We start from the raw sequence: 17,140 nt of genomic DNA, 5'->3' as shown, positions 1-17,140 counted from the left end.
CGAAGAAGCTGGACGAGGAAGTGGCGCGTCTGCACCTGGAAAAGATCGGCGTGAAGCTGACCACCCTGAGCCAGGAACAGGCCGACTACATCGGCGTGCCGGTGGAAGGTCCGTTCAAGCCGGAGCATTACCGCTACTGATCGGCCTGCCGATCCGGTTGCGTTGAAAAACAGACGGGCGCCGAAAGGCGCCCGTTTTCGTGGTGGCATTCCCTCAGTCCTGGCCGAAACACCTGCGGTCGTCGTTGAGGACGGCCTGACACTGCCCGGCGAAGTCCGCCTGCCAGCGCGACAGCGTGAATCCTTCCCGTTCCTGGAAAGACACCGTTTCGCCAGCAAGCACGTAGCAGCGGTTCTGCGACAGTCGCAGCGCCGTCAGGGCATTACCGGCGGCCCAGCATTCGTCGATGCAGGCCTGCATCAGCGCGTAATCCGGATTGGTCTTGGCGCCGCCGAAGGCGAAGCCCATCCGCTGCACCAGGGCGATCACCGGGTCGATGCTCGCCGGGGCAGCACGCAGAATGCGCAGCACCCCGGGCTCGGGAATGCCAAATGCCCAGTTGGCAAGCACGGCCGAACGTGCCGCATCGATCGCCGCATCGCGCTGCCCTTGCCGCATGTACTGGCTTGCCAGCAGCGCCCAGCCCTGCTGAAGCTCCGGGAACGCGGCGCATGCTGCGCGCAGCAGTTCAATGGCCTGCTCGACCTGCCCCGCCAGCACCTGCGCGCGCGCCTGCTCGAACTGCTCGGTTGGCGAACCGGGATCTTCGACCTCATGCTCGCCATACTCGCCCTCGTTCAATTCCAGCCAGTGCGAGAACACCTGCACCGAGGAATGGCGCAGTTCCATACGCCATTCGTCATGGAACATCTCGCAGACGAAAGGCGCATCTCCCTCACGCCCCAACGGCCAATACAGCCCGAAACAATCGCCGTTGCCAAGCGCGCCTTCCGCGATCGACACAAACCCCTGCGGGGGATACGGTCCGCGCGCCACATCACTGTCGARGCTGAGCGCGTTGCATTGACCAGAGAGGCGCATGGGATCTTTCCAGACGGGAACGCCGCCATTATCGCCGCGATCGCAGTAGCCCCGGTCAAGGCAGCCGGCCCGCACCGCGTTACGATGCCCCCATGACCCCGGCCATCAACCTGCTCAAGAAGCACGGCATCACCCACAGCGTGCTGTCCTACCCACATGATCCCGATGCCGACTCCTACGGCGGCGAAGCGGTGCAGCAGCTCGGGCTGGACCCGGCGCAGGTGTTCAAGACCCTGCTGGCCAGCACCGAAAAGCACGAACTGCTGGTGGCGATCGTGCCGGTCAGCGGCACGCTGGACCTGAAGGCGCTGGCCGAAGCGGCCGGCTGCAGGAAGTGCGAGATGGCCGACGTGGAGCAGGCACAGCGCGCCACCGGCTACCTGGTCGGCGGGATCAGCCCGCTGGGGCAGAAGAAAAAGCACCGCACGTTCCTCGATGCCAGCGCGCAGGCGCTGCCCACGCTGCATGTGAGCGCCGGCCGGCGTGGGCTGGAGGTCGCAGTGGCACCGGCCGACCTGCTGCAGCTCACCGATGGCAGCTATGCCGCCATCGGTAGGACCCGCTGATGCGCTGGCCCTTCTCCCGGGCGCCAGCGGCCCCTACCGAAGGACCCGGCGCCCAGCACCTGCAGGCGCTGTTGTCGTCGGACCCCGACCGCATCTACAGCGCTGCCTGCGCCATCGCCCAGCTCCGCGATCCGGCCGAACTGGACGCGCTTGCGCCGTGGGTCGAACGCATCGGGCGCGCTACCGCACACATCGGGCTGGGCGGTGCAGTGTTCGCCAACAACCATCACCTGCAGTTCGCGCTGCGGCGGCTGCGCTTCTGGCGGGATCGGGCAGGTTGCCTGTGCGCGCTGTATCCGCACTACCCGTTCTTCGATCCGCGCCGCGAGGCCACCCGCGGGCACGTGGTCATCGATGCGGTAGGTGAAGCCGAGGGTGGATGGGGTGAAGCGCGTTCGGTCACCTGCGTGGACTGCTCGGCGCACTGGCTTGCCACCGACCGCGAGTACCACTACCCGTGGTGGGAGTGGACCTTGGCCGTTCCAACCGTTGAAGAAACCCCAGCGCATGCCTGAGTTCATCGCCACCGTCATCCACGTCGGCGCGGACGACGGCGTGCTGCTGGCCGGCCTGGCCGACCACGAACACGACACCCGCCGCTACCTGCTGCTGCAGAAGGCCGAGCATCCCGATGCGCAGGACATCGCCCTGGGCCTGGACGGCGTGCATGTCTGCCTGCACGCGCAGGCACGCTCGGCCTACGGCGGCATCCAGTCTGCGCAGCTCCCGGCCGGCGCACTGGTGCTGCACCTGGATGCCATCACCACCGATGCGCTGGGCCTGGCGGCTTCGCCGCTGCGCATCGCCCTGGCGGCGCCGCCGGAGGACGTTGCCGCATTCGCCGCGATGCTGCAGCGCATGGGCATCCCGGTCGACGCCTGATAGACCCGGAGTGGCACGCCATGCGTGGCGGCGTCTCGCACCGGCACCGCGTGCAGCCACCATGGGGTGGCTCTACCCGGGCAGGGCGGTTACGGCCGCCAGTTGGCGTTGCGCTCCCAGAACGCCACCGCACGCTGGTAGGCCTCGCGGTCCAATGGCACCCCGGAACCGCCCTCGTCCACCCCCAGCGCGTTGCGCATCATGGTGATCGGCGCCATCGGCACTTCTTCCGGCTCGGCGGTGTAGATGCAGCCGACGATGCCCCAGTCTGCATCGATCGGCGAGCCTTCCAGCGCGAGTTGTCCGGCGCTGTACAGGATCACCACCAGGTAGTTCGCGCGCGGCGACTCCACGCCCTCGAACCAGCGCACCAGCACCGGCAGCTCGTTGCGGTTGCGCGCCTCGTAGCCGGTGTGGAGCTGGTGGCGGTTGGCGTCGGTGATCGGCACGGTCAGGCAGCGCGTGGAGGTCCAGTTGTCGTAGACGAACAGCTTGCAGAACGGCGCATAGCCATCAAGCACCTTCAGCGGCGCGTGCGTGTTGAGATGCGCCTGGAACTGCTCGGCGGTGCAATCCTGGAGGGTGTTGCCGCGTGGGGTACGCGGGAACAAGCGGGGACKGGCGAATTCGGTAAGGATGATGGACATGGGGAACGCGGCAGCCAGAACAGGCGCAAAGGGTAACCGGTCGACCCGGCGGCCAATCCCCGATAGCCTATTTTTTACATTCATCGCGATGAAGCGATATGATATCCCCACACCCGTCGCCGCCGCCGCCATGACCGCCATCAGCTTCGAGTTCTACCCGCCCAAGACCGACGAGCAGCGCGCCCAGCTCGACCGTACCGCGAGCAAGCTCAAGGCCTTCTCGCCCGAGTACGTGTCGTGTACGTTCGGGGCCGGCGGCTCGACCTTGAGCTACACCTCCGAAACCGTCCGCCATCTCAAGCAGCACCACGGTTTCGAGGCCGCGCCGCACCTGTCCTGCGTGGGCGGCAGCCGCGAAGAGATCCGCGAACTGCTCAAGCTGTACCGCGCGATCGGTTGCCGACGCATCGTCGCCCTGCGCGGTGACCTGCCGTCGGGCATGGGCCACCCCGGCGACCTGCGTTACGCCTCGGACCTGATCAGCTTCATCCGCGCCGAGCACGGCGACGCGTTCCGGATCGAAGTGGGCGCCTACCCCGAAACCCATCCGCAGGCCAACGACGCGCTGCTGGACCTGAAGCACTTCAAGACCAAGATCGACGCCGGCGCGGACGCGGCGATCACCCAGTATTTCTTCAACGCCGATGCGTACTTCCACTTCGTCGACGCGGTGCGCAAGCTCGGGGTAACGGTGCCGATCGTGCCGGGAATCATGCCGATCTCCAACTTCAGCCAGCTTCGCCGGTTCTCCGAGCAGTGCGGTGCGGAGATCCCGCGCTGGATCGGCCGGAAGATGCAGGCCTTCGGCGACGATGCCGAATCGGTGCGCGCGTTCGGTGCCGAGGTGGTCGCCGGACTGTGCGAGCGGCTGGTCGCCGGTGGCGCGCCGGGGCTGCATTTCTACACGCTCAACCTGGCCAAGCCAACCACCCAGGTGCTCAAGCTGCTGCGCCCTTGAAGCACGCTCAAATCGCTTGCAGATAACGCTGGCACCGCTACGCTGCTGCAATGAAAGCACTCCTCCTGCCCCTGTTGTGCGCCCTGTGCCTGCCAAACCCGGCGTCGGCACAGGCGCAGCGCGTCAACCGTTGCACCAACGCCCAGGGCCAGACCGTGTTCACCGACCGCAGCTGCGATGCGCTGGGCGCTACCGCACGCATGCCCGCGCATGCACCGACGGTGGGCAACACCGGCATCTATCGCGCCGGCTGCGCGCGCCGGCTCAGCGAACTGACCGGGCAGATCCGCGATGCGGTCAGCCTGCAGGACGTCAATCGGCTGTCCTCGATCTACCTGTGGAACGACGTGTCCAACGCCACCGCCCGCCACATCATCGGACGGCTGGAATCGGTGGTGCAACGGCCGCTGGTGGATATCGCCCCGGTGTATCCGGCCAGCGATGAGAGTGCCGTGGCGGCGCCTGCCGCTGCGTCGGTGCCGGGTGGCGATGGGCAGCCGCTGGCGGAGGTCACGCCGCGCCGGCCGCGCCCGGTAGGGCTGCGGCTGGAGCAGACCCTGGGCAGCACGGCAACGCCGGCGCGCACGGTGTTCGGGCTGCGGCGGCAGTACGGGTGTTTCTGGATCACGTTGTAGCGGCGGTTGGCTGGGGTTGCCGGCCAGCGGCCGGCACTACCGGGTTGCGGGTTACAGGCGGCCGGCGGTCCGATCAGGCGGGCCACAGCGCCCGGATTGCAGCGATGCCCTGGGCGCCATGCCGGCGCGCCTCGCCGATGTCATCCGGATGCAGCCCACCCAGCGCGTACAGCGGCAGCGACACCTGTTCGCGCAGTCCTTCGAATGCCTCCCAGCCCAGCGCGCTCGCGCCGGGATGGCTGGGGGTGGCCTGGACCGGGCCGAGCACGGCGAAATCGCAGCCCAGCCGCTGCGCGGCCTGCAACTGCGCCAGATCGTGGCAGGACGCCGCCACCAGCTGTTCGGCTGGCAGCGGGCGCGCGTCCAGCTGCAGCAGCTGTTCGCCGCCCAGATGCACGCCAACGCCGAGCCGGCGGGCCAGTGCGATGTCACGGTTGAGCAGCCACTGCACGCGGCCGCGATGGGCCCCAATGGCCTGTTCGGCCAAGGCCACCCGTGCCGGGCTGGCGGGGGTGCGCAGCTGGATGCGGTTGGCACCGGCGGCCACCGCCTGCGCCAGGCACTGCTGCCAGGCCTGGTGGGCCTGGGCGTGGTCGGCCTCGGGTTCGGGGGTGATCAGGTAGCGGTCGGGGTGGCGCAGGGCGGCCACCACCGGCAGATCGGCCGGCGGCATCGAGTAGCGCGCCAGCTTGTCCGGGGCCACCCAGGTGATGGCCTGGCCTTCGCGGCCGCGCGGTGAGCCCTTCCAGCTGCTGATCCGGCGTACTTCCAGCCGCAGCCGCTTGTCCGGGTAGAGCTGCGGTACCTCCATGATCCACTCGCCGATCTCCGCCTCGATGCCCAGCTCTTCGCGCAGCTCGCGCACCAGCGCCTGCTCGGAGGTCTCGCCCGGCTCACGCTTGCCGCCGGGAAACTCCCAGAGGCCGRCCATGTCGCTGTTCTCGGTACGGCGGTTGAGCAGGATGCGGCCGCGGGCGTCGGTGATGACGCCGGCCACGACGTGGATCGATCGTTTGGGGGATGGCATGGGGTGAGCATGCCCAATGGCACCGGGGTGGTGCAATGCCGGCGTGCGCAACGCGGGGTCCAGCGCAGCGGGCGGGCGATCCGCCACAGCACGCCGGACGGGTCTTGCGGGGTTGCCAGACGAACGAAGGGCCCCTTGCGGGGCCCTTCGCGATCATGCATCAGGGCGCGGCGTCGGTCAGAACGACACGTTCCAGTTCAGCTGCGCGCCCAGCTCACGCTGGCCATCGCCCGCACGGCCCTGCGCGAACAGGGACAGACGGCTGTTGTCGGTGACATGCACCGATACACCCAGTTCGGCGATGCCCACATTGCGCGCCAGTGGCAGGCCGCTGACGGTGAAGCGGTCGCTGCCGGCGACGAAGCGGTGGCGCGAGTCGGCACGCAGTTCGCCACTGGCGTTCTGCCAGGCCAGCCCGGCCTCCAGGCGGGCAGCGTCGGTCTGGCCGCCGCTGATGTCCCACGAGGCGCGGATACCGGCCGTGGTGGTCCACACCTCGTCCTTGCTGGCATCGATCGCCAGCGCCGCACTGCCGCCGGTTTCCACGCCGGCTTCGGTCGACAGGCGGGTGTAGGCGATGGCGACGTACGGGGTCAGGGTGAGCGCGTCCAGTTCCATGTCCCAGCCGCCCTCGGCGAACACCGACACAGCGTGCGCGTTGTAGCTGCTGTTGAGCGCCTGTGCCCAGCTGGTGCCGGTACCCACCATGCGCCGGGTATCCAGGTCGTAGTCGGCATAGCTGGCACCACCGTTGATCCACAGTTCCTCACCGCGGAAGCCGGCGTACAGGCCGCCGTGCACGGCATCGACCTCGGTGTTGGCATGGCGGTCATCGATCTGCTGACGCAGCGACTCCGACCCTGCCGCCAAGCCGACCGTCCACGCGCCGCCGACGGTCCAGTCGACGCCGGCCATCAGGCCCTCGCGGTGCTGGCGGGTGCGCGCGGCGGAGCCGTCCGAATCCTGGCGGGTAGCGGTACCGGCACCTGCCACCCACGCCGACGGGCCCGACGCGGCCATGCTCGGATCCGGGCGCAGACGCTGGGCGATGCCTTCGCGCAGGAAACGGTCTTCCAGCAGCAGGGCGCGGCTGCTGGCGTGGAGTTCACCGGACAGGTCGTCGAACGCGTCGCGCGCGCCGGCTTCATCCAGCATCAGCAGGCCGTTGTACAGCGCCAGCGCCTGGCCGGACTGCTGCAGCGAATCCAGCGCCGCTGCGGTGGCGCGCTGGTTGCCGGTGGCCGCCACCGCGCCGAACACGATCGGCGGATTGCCGCCATTGCCAGGCGTGCCCGGATTGCCGGGATCCACCGGGGTCACCGGATCGACAGGATCGACGGGGTCCACCGGCGTACCCCCCGCATCCTTGACCGCGATGGTCAGCTGCACCTGGTTGTCGGTGTAGGCCAGGGTCGGGGCCAGGAAGGCCGACTTGGACACCACCTCGTCGAACGCGCCCTGCACGCCTTCCGCCGCATCGAGGATCGTGTAGGTCTGGCCGTTCTGGTAGCTCACCGCCGGGTCCAGGCCGGTGATGCGCACGCTGGCGTCAGCGGTGTTGAGCAGGTTCGAGCCACGGCCCAGGTAGGCCTTGCCGGTGACGGTGAGGCGATCGCTCTGACCGTTGCCGAGCACGTCCACGTCGAAGAACGAAGGACCGCTGATCGCACCGCCGGGGGCGCCGTTGRCACTCAGGTACAGATCGCCGTCGATGGTCATCGCGCCGATGCCGTTGTGGCCCGGCGACAGCGTGCCGCCGTTGTATACGTAGGTTTCGCCAACGGTGGCGTTGCCCGCAAGGGTGCCCTGCCCGCTCACCGTCACCGCCGAGCTGCGCACGGTCTCGGTGCTGCTGCCGTAGTCGATCTGCTGCTGGAAGCCGGCGCTGCCGTTGAGCACCAGGGTGCCGCCGGAGACGTCGATCTGCTGCATGAAGGCCTGGCTGCTACCGACGTATCCCTGGCCGGTGTACGTGTCCGAATCGATCTGCAGCGCACCGCCCGTCACCTTGATGTCGCCGCCGAAACCGGTCAGATCGCCATTCAACGTGGTGCTGCCGGCGATCTGGGTCACTGCCCCGCCGGTGTAATTGTTGCCGCTGACCACGCTGGCAAGGGTGTTGGACAGGGTGATGTCGTCGGTGTGGTTGAACACCAGGCCGCCCGAGGCGACCTGCATGGCGATGGTGCCCTGCAGTTCGCCGGCCGCTTCGGCTGCGCGCCACAGCGGACCATCGTTGGCCACCGACCAGGTCTGCATACCGCCACCCACGGCCACATAGCCCGAGCTGCCAAGGGTCAGCGTGGTCCCTGCCGCGACGCGACCGCCGTTGCTGACGCTGAGGACGCCGTAGGGCTCACCGACCAGATGCGCGCCAACGGTGATGCCGTTGGCGGCCTCGATCGCCGCGCCGGCACCGCTCACCCGGACCTGCTGGTCGTAGCGCTGGGGAGCGTTGAGCATGGTGTTGGTGCCACCGGAGACCAGCAGCGTATCGGTGGCGACCAGCGCGCCGTCGAGCACGTCCACGTTGGTCCGTGCATCCAGTTCACCCAGATTGCTCCAGCGGCTGCCCGCGCCGGTCAGTGTTGCCACGCCGGTATCGCTGTAGGAATCCTTGATCCGTGCGCTGTTGGAACGGATCTCGCCGCCATCGCTCACCAGCAGGTGGGTACTGGTCATGACCCGGTCGCCACTCAGCAGCGAGCCCGCGCCGGACACTTCAATGCGGCCGACGCGGGCCGCGTTGCTCGGCAGGCCCACGTTGTCTTCGGCGGTGACATTGCCGGTGACCGCGACCACGCCGCCGTTTTCGATACGCAGCGCACCGTCGCCACTCCCGGACACGCGCATCAGGGACGCGTTCACCGTCGACCCGGTGCCAGTGACCTGCATCGAACCGCTGCCGCCCTGTGCGTAACCGATATCCAGGTCCTGCGTGGCCAACTGGCCGCCGTTGACGACCCTGACCGTGCCGTCGCCACCGCTCGCCGTGCCGGTCCGCAGGCCACGGCCGGCGTCGACCGCGCCACCGTCGATGTTGAGCGTGCCGTTGCCGGCCTGTCCCACCAGCAGATAGTTGTCGGTAACCGCCAGTTGGCCGCCCGCGACAACGTTCACCAGACCAATGCTGCCCGCCTCGGACCCGATGGCCAGGCCGAACTCGCCGGCCGCAGGCGTGGCGACCTTGGTGGTCTCCACCCGGCCACCGTTGCCGATGGTCAGCACGGCACTGCCCTCACGGCCGACCAGCATCTGGCGGGCGCTCAGCAGCGAACCGGCACCCTCCACCAGGCCAACGCCGAAGGCGTCGACGCCGTAACCGAAGGAGACGGTGCCGCCGGCAACGCTGGCGGTAGCGCCGTTGAGGAGTTCCAACGTGCCGTTGCCCGCGTCACCGACGCGCACCGAGGCACTATTGACCGTCAGCGAAACGCCCGCGCCTTGTGCACGCAGCGTGCCATCGCCGCCGACGTTGGTACCCAGCGACACCAGGTCATTGGAAATGATCGAGCCACCCGGGCCGAGGTCGACCACCACCGGACCGTTCGGGCCGATACGCAGGCCGTCGGCGTAGACGCGCGAATCCGTAACGGTTTCGTCGCTGTCGAAATCGAACACGGCCGCGAACGCGGACTGTGCCGGCACGGCGGCAAGACCCAGCGCAACCAGCATGGCCGCGCTCAATGCGGAGCGTCGACGCGTACCGCCAACAACGGGTGCGGGGCAGGTATGCGAAGCGGTCAGTTCGGATGCAACCTGCATCAAGCCGGTGGTGTGGTTGAACACCAGGCGATAAATCCTGTTCATGAAACTCCATGTAAGTGGACTCAGGGGCGCGGCGATTCCACATCGTGTGGAACGCAATGTCGCGGCAATTTCCAACGTGCTCTGGCTTAAAAAACACGGGGACGCAGAAAGTAAATGCATTCATTGAAACTGCCCATCGGACGCGTCTTAGTGCGATGTGGGGATGCCCTGAATCGCGGGTCAGAGTTCTCTGATAATTCGTCTTAAGCGCTACACATCACACGTCGCAGTGCGATGCAGCGCGCTTTGGAACAAGAACAAAAAAGTTCTTCTGCCAAATGGAAGCAGCGTCTTGTTGCTCAGAGGTACACGACGATACGCATGTGACTCGGTGGTTCCGGCGCGATGAGGATCTGTGGCGCCTCCGATCAGGATTGTCGCKCGCGTGAGGGCCCCATGCCCTTGGAGGCGAAATMAAGGRGGAGGCCGCCCGCGGCCGGGGGCGTCGCCGGAAAGGGCATGGGGCCCAGCGCCCGACYCACCGACGGCCACGTCTGGAAAAGTTCGAAGCACGCCACGTGCTTTCCATGCGCAATGAGAAAAAACCCAAAAAAAAGCCCCGCATCCGCGGGGCTTTTTCAGCGTGCGTCAGATCAGGTCAGGTCAACTGACCGTGGCAGTGCTTGTACTTCTTGCCGCTGCCGCACGGGCACGGATCGTTACGACCGACCTTGGGCTCGTCCAGCCGCACCTGCGCCACACCGTTCTGCGACGCTTCCACCTGCGCGGCCTCTTCGTCGGCGCTGTAGCTGCCAGCGTCCTGATGCTGGAACTGCGACTGCAGCAGACGGGCTTCCACCTGCTGGCGCTCGGCAGCTTCCAGCGCGGCCACTTCCTCTTCGCTGCGGATGCGCACGCGCGCCAGCAGGGTCACCACTTCGCGCTTGACGTTCTCCAGCATTTCCGAGAACAGCTCGAACGCTTCCTTCTTGTATTCCTGCTTGGGCTGCTTCTGCGCATAACCGCGCAGGTAGATGCCCTGGCGCAGGTAATCCATGCGTGCCAGATGCTCCTTCCAGCTCTGGTCGAGCACGGTCAGCATCACGTGCTTCTCCAGTGCGCGCATGGTCTCATCGCCCACGCCGGCTTCCTTCTCGGCGAAGTGTTCGTCGACGCGCGCCTGGACCTTCTCGGCGATCGCTTCGGCGTCCAGTTCCTCGTGCAGCTTGACCAGCCCCACCAGGTCCATCTGTACGCCCAGATCCGACTCCAGCGTGGCTTCCAGACCCTTCAGGTCCCACTGCTCGTCGATCGAGTTCGGCGGCACGAAGCGCGCCACGATGTCGTAGATCACATCGCCACGGATACCGTCGACGTTTTCCTTCACCGACTCCGCATCGAGCAGTTCATCGCGCTGGGCATAGATCACCTTGCGCTGGTCGTTGTTGACGTCGTCGAAGTCCAGCAGGTTCTTGCGGATGTCGAAGTTGTGCGCTTCCACCTTGCGCTGCGCCTTCTCGATCTGGCGGCTGACCAGGCGGTCCTCGATGACGTCGTCTTCCTTCATGCCCATCATGCGCATCGCCTTCTGGACCCAGTCCGAGGCGAAGATGCGCATCAGGTTGTCTTCCAGCGACAGGTAGAAGCGGGACGAACCCGGATCGCCCTGAYGGCCGGAACGGCCACGCAGCTGGTTGTCGATACGACGCGATTCGTGGCGCTCGGTGCCCACGATGTGCAGGCCGCCGGCGGCCTTGACCACTTCATGGCGGGCCTGCCACTCGGCCTTGACCTGGGCGCGCTGCGCGTCGCTGGCGTCTTCGCCCAGCTCGTGCAGCTGCGCTTCCAGCGAACCGCCCAGCACGATGTCGGTACCGCGACCGGCCATGTTGGTGGCGATGGTCACAGCACCGGGCATGCCGGCGTTGGCGATGATGGTTGCTTCGCGATCATGCTGCTTGGCGTTGAGCACCTCGTGGTGCACACCGGCCTTGCGCAGGTGCTCGGACAGCATTTCCGAGGTTTCGATCGAGGTGGTGCCCACCAGCACCGGCTGGCCGCGCTCGTTGCAGGCCTGGATGTCGGCCAGCACCGCGTTGAACTTGCCGTTGCGGTTGAGGAACACCTGGTCCGAACCGTCCTTGCGGATGGTCGGGCGGTTGGTCGGGATGACCACCACTTCCAGGTTGTAGATGCTCTGGAATTCGTAGGCTTCGGTATCGGCCGTACCGGTCATGCCGGACAGCTTCTTGTACATGCGGAACAGGTTCTGGAAGGTGATGCTGGCCAGCGTCTGGTTCTCGCGCTGGACCGGCACGCCTTCCTTCGCTTCCACCGCCTGGTGCAGGCCATCGGACCAGCGACGGCCGGCCAGGGTACGGCCGGTGAACTCATCGACGATCACCACTTCGCCATCGCGCACGATGTAATCGACGTCGCGCTGGTAGATGGCATGCGCGCGCAGGGCGGCATTGAGGTGGTGCACCACGGTCAGGTTCTGCGCGGCGTACAGGCCTTCGGTCTCGGCGTTGAGGATGCCCGCCTCGACCAGCAGCGCTTCGGCGTGCTCCATGCCCGCTTCGGACAGGTGGACCTGCTTGCCCTTTTCATCGACCCAGAAATCGCCCTCGCCTTCCTCGGCTTCCTGTTTGATCAGGTGCGGGACGACGCGGTTGACGCGGATATACAGCTCCGGGGAATCATCGGCCGGGCCGGAGATGATCAGCGGGGTGCGCGCTTCGTCGATCAGGATCGAGTCGACCTCATCGACGATGGCGTAGTGCAGGCCGCGCTGGTAGCGGTCGGCGCGCGACAGCGCCATGTTGTCGCGCAGGTAGTCGAAGCCGAATTYGTTGTTGGTGCCGTAGGTGATGTCGCTGGCATAGGCCTCGCGCTTGTCGCCGTGCGGCATGCCCGGGTACACCACGCCCACGCTCAGGCCAAGCCAGTTGTACAGCTTGCCCATCTGCGCCGAGTCACGGCGTGCCAGGTAGTCGTTGACGGTGACGACGTGGACGCCCTTGCCTTCCAGCGCGTTGAGGTACACCGGCAGCGTGGCGACCAGGGTCTTGCCTTCACCGGTGCGCATTTCGGCGATCTTGCCCAGGTGCAGGACCATGCCGCCGATCAGCTGGACGTCATAGTGGCGCATGCCGAGCACGCGGCGGCTGGCTTCACGGCAGACCGCGAACGCTTCCGGGAGCACCTTGTCCAGGGCTTCACCGTCAGCGATGCGCTGCTTGAACTCCGGGGTCTTGGCCTTGAGCTGCTCGTCGGAGAGCGTTTCGATTTCCGGCTCCAACGCATTGACCTTGGCGACGATGCGGTTGAGCTGGCGCAGCTGTCGTTCATTACGACTGCCGAAGACGCGGGTAAGCAGGCTGTTGATCATTGAAGGAACCGGTTGGAATGAGACGCCCCAACGGCGACGCTCCCCCGGGGGAATCGTCCGCCGCAAACGAAACAGGGCGCACTGCGCCCTGTCTATGGCAACACCCATTGTAGCTTGGGTCGGGGGCCTGGCGTTTCAAGCACCCCCTTCCGAAGCGAAAATCCGCGATCAGCCGCGCGAAACGCGCCCGACCGGGGTATTGCCGCCGTCACCGAGGAACTTGCGCGGGTTGACCACCTGGCCCCGCTCCCACACCTCGAAGTGCACGTGGGCACCGGTGGAACGGCCCGTGGAACCGGCCTTGGCCACTTCCTGACCGGCCCGGACCAGGTCGCCCGGCTTCACCACCAGGCGCGAGTTGTGCGCGTAGCGGGTCACATAGCCGTTGCCGTGGTCCACGTCGACCACGTTGCCGTAGCCGCCCTTCACGCCGGCGAAGCTGACCACGCCGTCGGCCACCGACATCACCGGGTCACCGACCTTGGCGTGGAAATCCATGCCCTTGTGGGTGGCCGCACCGCGACCGAACGGATCGCTGCGGGTGCCGAAGTTGGAGGTGATGTAGGTGTTGCGGATCGGCATGCGGCCGGGCACCGCGTTCTGCTCGAGCTGGTGGTCGAACATCAGCGATTCCATCACCGACAGCTGGCGGCCTGAAGCAGCGAAGCGCTGCTCCAGCACCTGTAAGTCGGCGTTGACCGCGCTGACCGGGATGTCCTGGGTGGGGCCGGGCTCGCCTTCACCGAGGCCGGGGGTCTCGTTGAAGTCGAATTCGCCGTCCTCCAGCTTGCCCATCTGGGTGAGCCGTTCGCCCAGGGCGTTGAGACGGGTGGCCTGCGCCTGCAGTTCACCCATCCGCGCTGCCAGCGCGTTGACCTGGGTCTGGGCGTCTTTCTGGGCCTGCGCCAGCTCGCGTTCCTGCTGGGCGACCTTGGCGTGGAGCCGGGAATCGTTGAACATGCTGCCACCGATACCGGCACCGAAGCCGATCAGGCAGCCTACCCCCAGCACACTGCCCAGCAGGGCCCGGGGTGAATCCTCGAAGTAGAAACGCAAACGCGCCAGCGGCGTCTTGGCCTTTCCTTCACGCGTTTTGATTACGATCTTTTTGAATGCCATCAGTGAGTTTTCATGTCTGAGCCGAAATCCAGTGCCCGTTCCCCATCAACGCCGAAGCCGGCGCTGGATGCGGTGATGGCGGATAAAGCCGGTAACCCGCTGCGCCGCGCCTTGTGGCTCGACGCGCTGGACCGTCAGTTACGCCCCCATTTACCGCCTGCACTGGCCACCCGTTGCCGGCTGGCGAATGTAAACGGCGAGCACCTCGTTTTTCTCGTCGACTCCCCCGTGTGGCACGCCAGGTTGCGGCTTGCCGAAGCACAGTTGATCGACGCGGCCCGGTCCATCGGGCTGAAGGTCACCAAGGTGACCGTCAAAACTGCGCCTGCCCCTCCTCCCCGCTCCCCAGCGGTTGACAACCGGAATGGCCCCCACGCAGTTTCAGCCGCCACGCACAAAGGGCTACGCGACGCGTTGGCTTGCCTGAAGGACATGGACCTCTCCAAATCCTGAAKGCATCGGGGCATCCGGCCCCTTCCCCGACGCGTCACGAACATGTGAACTTGTCAGGGAACCGGCCTGCATCGTAGCCGCGGAACGTCGCCCAGTCGTTAGTCTTTTATTAAATTTGCGTTAAATTCAGCAAGAACCTCGATCAGGTTCACAAATCCGTGACCCACGTCGGCCAATGGTTCATCGACGTCAAGAAACCAGCGGGTTCGACCCGGAAACGCGAAACGGCGCCTTGGGCGCCGTTTGTTTTTCAATAGATTCAATGGATTGCGGAAGATCAGGCGTAGGCCGGGACACTGTAAACGACCGGGGCCGTGGCCGCCGCCGCGTCATAGCTGACCCACTCCCAGGCGCTGGCATCGGCCATCAGGGCCCGCACCAGCTTGTTGTTGAGCGCATGGCCGGATTTGAAGCCTTCGTAGGCACCCAGCACTTGGCCACCGGCCAGGTACAGGTCGCCGATCGCGTCGAGGATCTTGTGGCGCACGAACTCGTCGGCGTAGCGCAGGCCGTCGTCGTTGAGCACACGGAATTCGTCGAGCACGATGGCGTTGTCCATCGACCCGCCCAGACCCAGGTTGCGCTCGCGCATGTACTCCAGGTCGCGCATGAAGCCGAAGGTGCGAGCGCGGGAGATTTCCTTGGTGTAGGCGGCCGTGGAGAACTCGATCTCGGCGCGGGACTGCTTGGCCGGGATCATCGGATGATCGAACTGGATGGTGAAACCGAGCTTGTAGCCCTCGTAGGGCTCGAAGCGGGCGACCTTGTCGCCTTCGGTCACTTCCACGGTCTTGAGAATGCGGATGAAGCGCTTGGGTGCGTCCTGCTCGGCGATGCCTGCCGACTGCAGCAGGAACACGAACGGACCGGAAGAGCCGTCCATGATCGGAAGCTCGGCCGAGGACAATTCCACGATGATGTTGTCCACGCCCAGGCCGGCCAGGGCCGACATCAGGTGTTCGACGGTCTGGATCTTGGCGTCGTGGTAGGTCAGCCCGGTGCACAGGGTGACTTCGGTGACCAGGTCCGCGCGCGCGGGCACTTCCACCACCGGTTCCAGATCGACCCGCCGGAACACGATGCCATGGTTGACCGGTGCCGGGCGCAGGGTCATGTAGACCTTGTCACCGCTGTGCAGGCCAACGCCGGTGGCGCGGATCGTGTTCTTGAGGGTTCGTTGCGGAATCATGGGGAGCAGGACCGGGAAAGCGCGCGGTCAGCGCGACGGTGACAAACAAGAATAACACGCACTACCGCTCCCCCTTTCTGAACCGAAAGACGGGCAGCGCCGCACACACGTGCCGAGGCACGAAGGCGGCAGACTGCCGGGCCGATCCTGGCCCGGCAGCAAGGGACATGGAGGCGTCAACCGGGGAGGACAAGACCCCGGCATGCACGCGTCAGTCCGCCTGGCGGCGCAGGAACGCCGGGATGTCCAGGTAATCGTTGGGCAGTTCAGCAGCCGCGGGGCCCGAGGACGACGGCGCCGACGGAGCCACGGTGTCCGCGCTGGGACGACGCAGGCCCATCCCCATGCCCATGCCGCCGACGGCCTTGGACACGGCATCGCCGCCGGTGTCGAACTCGCCGAACTCCGGCTGGCCGGTGGTGGCGTTGCGGACCAGCTTGATCGGCGCGCGCTCGCCCGGACGCTGGGTCTTGGCAGCCACGGCACGGTTCAGGCCGGTGGCGACCACGGTCACGCGGACTTCGTCCTGCATATCCGGATCCAGCACGGTACCGACCACCACGGTGGCGTCTTCGGAAGCGAAGCCATCGATGGTGCGGCCGATCTCGTCGAACTCGGCCATGGTGAAGTCGGCGCCGGCGGTGATGTTGACCAGGATGCCGTTGGCACCGGCCAGGTTCACATCGTCCAGCAGCGGGTTCTGGATGGCGGCTTCGGCGGCGGCCTGGGCGCGGTCATCGCCACGGGCGGTGCCGGTGCCCATCATCGCCAGGCCCATTTCGGACATGACGGTGCGCACGTCGGCGAAGTCGACGTTGATCAGGCCCGGACGCACGATCAGGTCGGCGATGCCCTGCACGGCGCCCTGGAGGACGTCGTTGGCGGCACGGAAGGCCTGGATCATGGTGGCGTTGCGGCCCAGCACGGTGATCAGCTTTTCGTTGGGGATGGTGATCAGCGAATCGCAATGCTGGCTCAGTTCCTCGATGCCCTTCAGCGCGACCTGCATGCGGCGACGGCCTTCGAACGGGAACGGCTTGGTGACCACGGCGACGGTCAGGATGCCCATCTCCTTGGCCAGCTGTGCAACCACCGGCGCGGCGCCGGTGCCGGTGCCGCCGCCCATGCCGGCGGTGATGAACACCATGTCCGCACCCTGCAGGGCATCCATGATGCGCTCGCGGTCTTCCAGCGCGGCCTGGCGGCCCACTTCCGGATTCGCGCCGGCGCCCAGGCCCTTGGTGACGTTGGTACCCAGCTGCAGCTGCAGCTTGGCACCGCAATTCTTGATGGCCTGCGAGTCGGTGTTGGCGGTGATGAATTCCACGCCGTCCACACTGGTGCTGACCATGTGCGCCACGGCGTTGCCGCCGCCGCCGCCCACGCCGATCACCTTGATCACCGCATTGGGTGCCATCTTTTCAATCAGTTCGAAATGCGCCATGTCCGTGTCCTCTTGATGCCGTTTACGCGGGACGGGGG

General features: G+C 66.5%; 15 protein-coding genes. 7 read left to right on the top strand and 8 right to left on the bottom strand.

The genetic code is table 11. The features are described from left to right. Positions 1–140, top strand: a 140-nt coding sequence (locus AC1DQP_RS01420; RefSeq protein ID WP_478050981.1) for an adenosylhomocysteinase, incomplete at its 5' end; no start/stop codon positions are given. A gap of 73 nt (positions 141–213) precedes the next feature. Here the strand turns inward: AC1DQP_RS01420 and AC1DQP_RS01415 are convergent. Further along, positions 214–1,116 carry a tetratricopeptide repeat protein gene (locus AC1DQP_RS01415; protein ID WP_478050980.1) on the bottom strand — a complete coding sequence of 301 codons (903 nt, stop codon included), beginning with the start codon at positions 1,114–1,116 and terminating at the stop codon, positions 214–216. Positions 1,117–1,133: 17 nt separating this feature from the next. Here AC1DQP_RS01415 and ybaK point away from each other — a divergent pair, with 17 nt between their 5' ends. Genes ybaK through AC1DQP_RS01400 form a run of 3 tightly spaced genes read left to right on the top strand, consistent with a single transcriptional unit; the run spans position 1,134 to position 2,489 of the window. Next, a complete protein-coding gene (ybaK, locus tag AC1DQP_RS01410) occupies positions 1,134–1,607 on the top strand; it encodes a Cys-tRNA(Pro) deacylase (RefSeq protein WP_457320550.1) in 474 nt (157 codons plus the stop codon). Continuing rightward, a complete protein-coding gene (locus AC1DQP_RS01405; RefSeq protein ID WP_457320552.1) occupies positions 1,607–2,122 on the top strand; it encodes a hypothetical protein in 516 nt (171 codons plus the stop codon). Before ybaK ends, AC1DQP_RS01405 begins: the two co-directional genes overlap by 1 nt. Then, positions 2,115–2,489, top strand: coding sequence for an Imm10 family immunity protein (locus AC1DQP_RS01400; protein WP_256774922.1), 375 nt, complete (start codon positions 2,115–2,117; stop codon positions 2,487–2,489). Before AC1DQP_RS01405 ends, AC1DQP_RS01400 begins: the two co-directional genes overlap by 8 nt. Positions 2,490–2,578: 89 nt before the next feature. Here AC1DQP_RS01400 and AC1DQP_RS01395 read toward each other — a convergent pair whose 3' ends face one another. Continuing rightward, positions 2,579–3,136, bottom strand: a complete 558-nt coding sequence (locus tag AC1DQP_RS01395) for a DUF3228 family protein (protein ID WP_478050979.1) — start codon at positions 3,134–3,136, stop codon at positions 2,579–2,581. A gap of 130 nt (positions 3,137–3,266) precedes the next feature. Between AC1DQP_RS01395 and metF the strand changes: the two genes are divergently transcribed. Both metF and AC1DQP_RS01385 read left to right on the top strand, forming a co-directional pair. Beyond that, complete coding sequence (gene metF, locus AC1DQP_RS01390; RefSeq protein WP_457320559.1) at positions 3,267–4,094, top strand: methylenetetrahydrofolate reductase [NAD(P)H]; 828 nt, start codon at positions 3,267–3,269, stop codon at positions 4,092–4,094. 50 nt (positions 4,095–4,144) lie between these two features. Then, the gene (locus AC1DQP_RS01385; protein ID WP_478050978.1) at positions 4,145–4,729 is read left to right on the top strand and encodes a DUF4124 domain-containing protein; all 585 of its coding nucleotides are present in this window, start codon (positions 4,145–4,147) and stop codon (positions 4,727–4,729) included. A gap of 73 nt (positions 4,730–4,802) precedes the next feature. On the opposite strand, the gene AC1DQP_RS01380 is transcribed toward AC1DQP_RS01385, so the two are convergent. The 4 genes from AC1DQP_RS01380 to AC1DQP_RS01365 all read right to left on the bottom strand — a co-directional run bounded on the left by AC1DQP_RS01380 (position 4,803) and on the right by AC1DQP_RS01365 (position 14,016). Beyond that, positions 4,803–5,756: a Nudix family hydrolase gene (locus AC1DQP_RS01380; protein WP_478050977.1), complete on the bottom strand. Its 954-nt coding sequence runs from the start codon at positions 5,754–5,756 to the stop codon at positions 4,803–4,805. A 177-nt stretch (positions 5,757–5,933) separates the two neighbouring features. After that, the gene (locus AC1DQP_RS01375; RefSeq protein WP_478050976.1) at positions 5,934–9,566 is read right to left on the bottom strand and encodes an autotransporter outer membrane beta-barrel domain-containing protein; all 3,633 of its coding nucleotides are present in this window, start codon (positions 9,564–9,566) and stop codon (positions 5,934–5,936) included. Between the two features lie 598 nt (positions 9,567–10,164). After that, on the bottom strand, positions 10,165–12,897 hold the full coding sequence (gene secA, locus AC1DQP_RS01370) for a preprotein translocase subunit SecA (RefSeq protein WP_478050975.1): 2,733 nt from the start codon (positions 12,895–12,897) through the stop codon (positions 10,165–10,167). A gap of 168 nt (positions 12,898–13,065) precedes the next feature. Then, positions 13,066–14,016 (bottom strand): M23 family metallopeptidase, encoded by a 951-nt coding sequence (locus tag AC1DQP_RS01365; RefSeq protein ID WP_038690496.1) that lies wholly within the window; start codon positions 14,014–14,016, stop codon positions 13,066–13,068. A 12-nt stretch (positions 14,017–14,028) separates the two neighbouring features. Here AC1DQP_RS01365 and AC1DQP_RS01360 point away from each other — a divergent pair, with 12 nt between their 5' ends. Then, positions 14,029–14,469 carry a DciA family protein gene (locus tag AC1DQP_RS01360; RefSeq protein WP_256774916.1) on the top strand — a complete coding sequence of 147 codons (441 nt, stop codon included), beginning with the start codon at positions 14,029–14,031 and terminating at the stop codon, positions 14,467–14,469. A 277-nt stretch (positions 14,470–14,746) separates the two neighbouring features. On the opposite strand, the gene lpxC is transcribed toward AC1DQP_RS01360, so the two are convergent. Both lpxC and ftsZ read right to left on the bottom strand, forming a co-directional pair. Further along, positions 14,747–15,658: a UDP-3-O-acyl-N-acetylglucosamine deacetylase gene (lpxC, locus tag AC1DQP_RS01355; RefSeq protein ID WP_256774915.1), complete on the bottom strand. Its 912-nt coding sequence runs from the start codon at positions 15,656–15,658 to the stop codon at positions 14,747–14,749. Positions 15,659–15,869: 211 nt separating this feature from the next. Then, positions 15,870–17,102: a cell division protein FtsZ gene (gene ftsZ, locus AC1DQP_RS01350; protein ID WP_256774914.1), complete on the bottom strand. Its 1,233-nt coding sequence runs from the start codon at positions 17,100–17,102 to the stop codon at positions 15,870–15,872. Positions 17,103–17,140 lie beyond the last annotated feature (38 nt).

The organism is Stenotrophomonas sp. P5_A8, from assembly GCF_056400545.1.
This window is presented reverse-complemented; position numbering and strand designations above follow the sequence as displayed.

Coding starts and splice junctions, on each gene's coding strand:
- ybaK (WP_457320550.1), top strand. CDS start 1,134: ATGACCCCGGCCATCAACCTGCTCAAGAAGCACGGCATCACCCACAGC.
- ftsZ (WP_256774914.1), bottom strand. CDS start 17,102: ATGGCGCATTTCGAACTGATTGAAAAGATGGCACCCAATGCGGTGATC.
- metF (WP_457320559.1), top strand. CDS start 3,267: ATGACCGCCATCAGCTTCGAGTTCTACCCGCCCAAGACCGACGAGCAG.
- AC1DQP_RS01385 (WP_478050978.1), top strand. CDS start 4,145: ATGAAAGCACTCCTCCTGCCCCTGTTGTGCGCCCTGTGCCTGCCAAAC.
- lpxC (WP_256774915.1), bottom strand. CDS start 15,658: ATGATTCCGCAACGAACCCTCAAGAACACGATCCGCGCCACCGGCGTT.
- AC1DQP_RS01400 (WP_256774922.1), top strand. CDS start 2,115: ATGCCTGAGTTCATCGCCACCGTCATCCACGTCGGCGCGGACGACGGC.
- AC1DQP_RS01365 (WP_038690496.1), bottom strand. CDS start 14,016: ATGGCATTCAAAAAGATCGTAATCAAAACGCGTGAAGGAAAGGCCAAG.
- AC1DQP_RS01360 (WP_256774916.1), top strand. CDS start 14,029: ATGTCTGAGCCGAAATCCAGTGCCCGTTCCCCATCAACGCCGAAGCCG.
- AC1DQP_RS01405 (WP_457320552.1), top strand. CDS start 1,607: ATGCGCTGGCCCTTCTCCCGGGCGCCAGCGGCCCCTACCGAAGGACCC.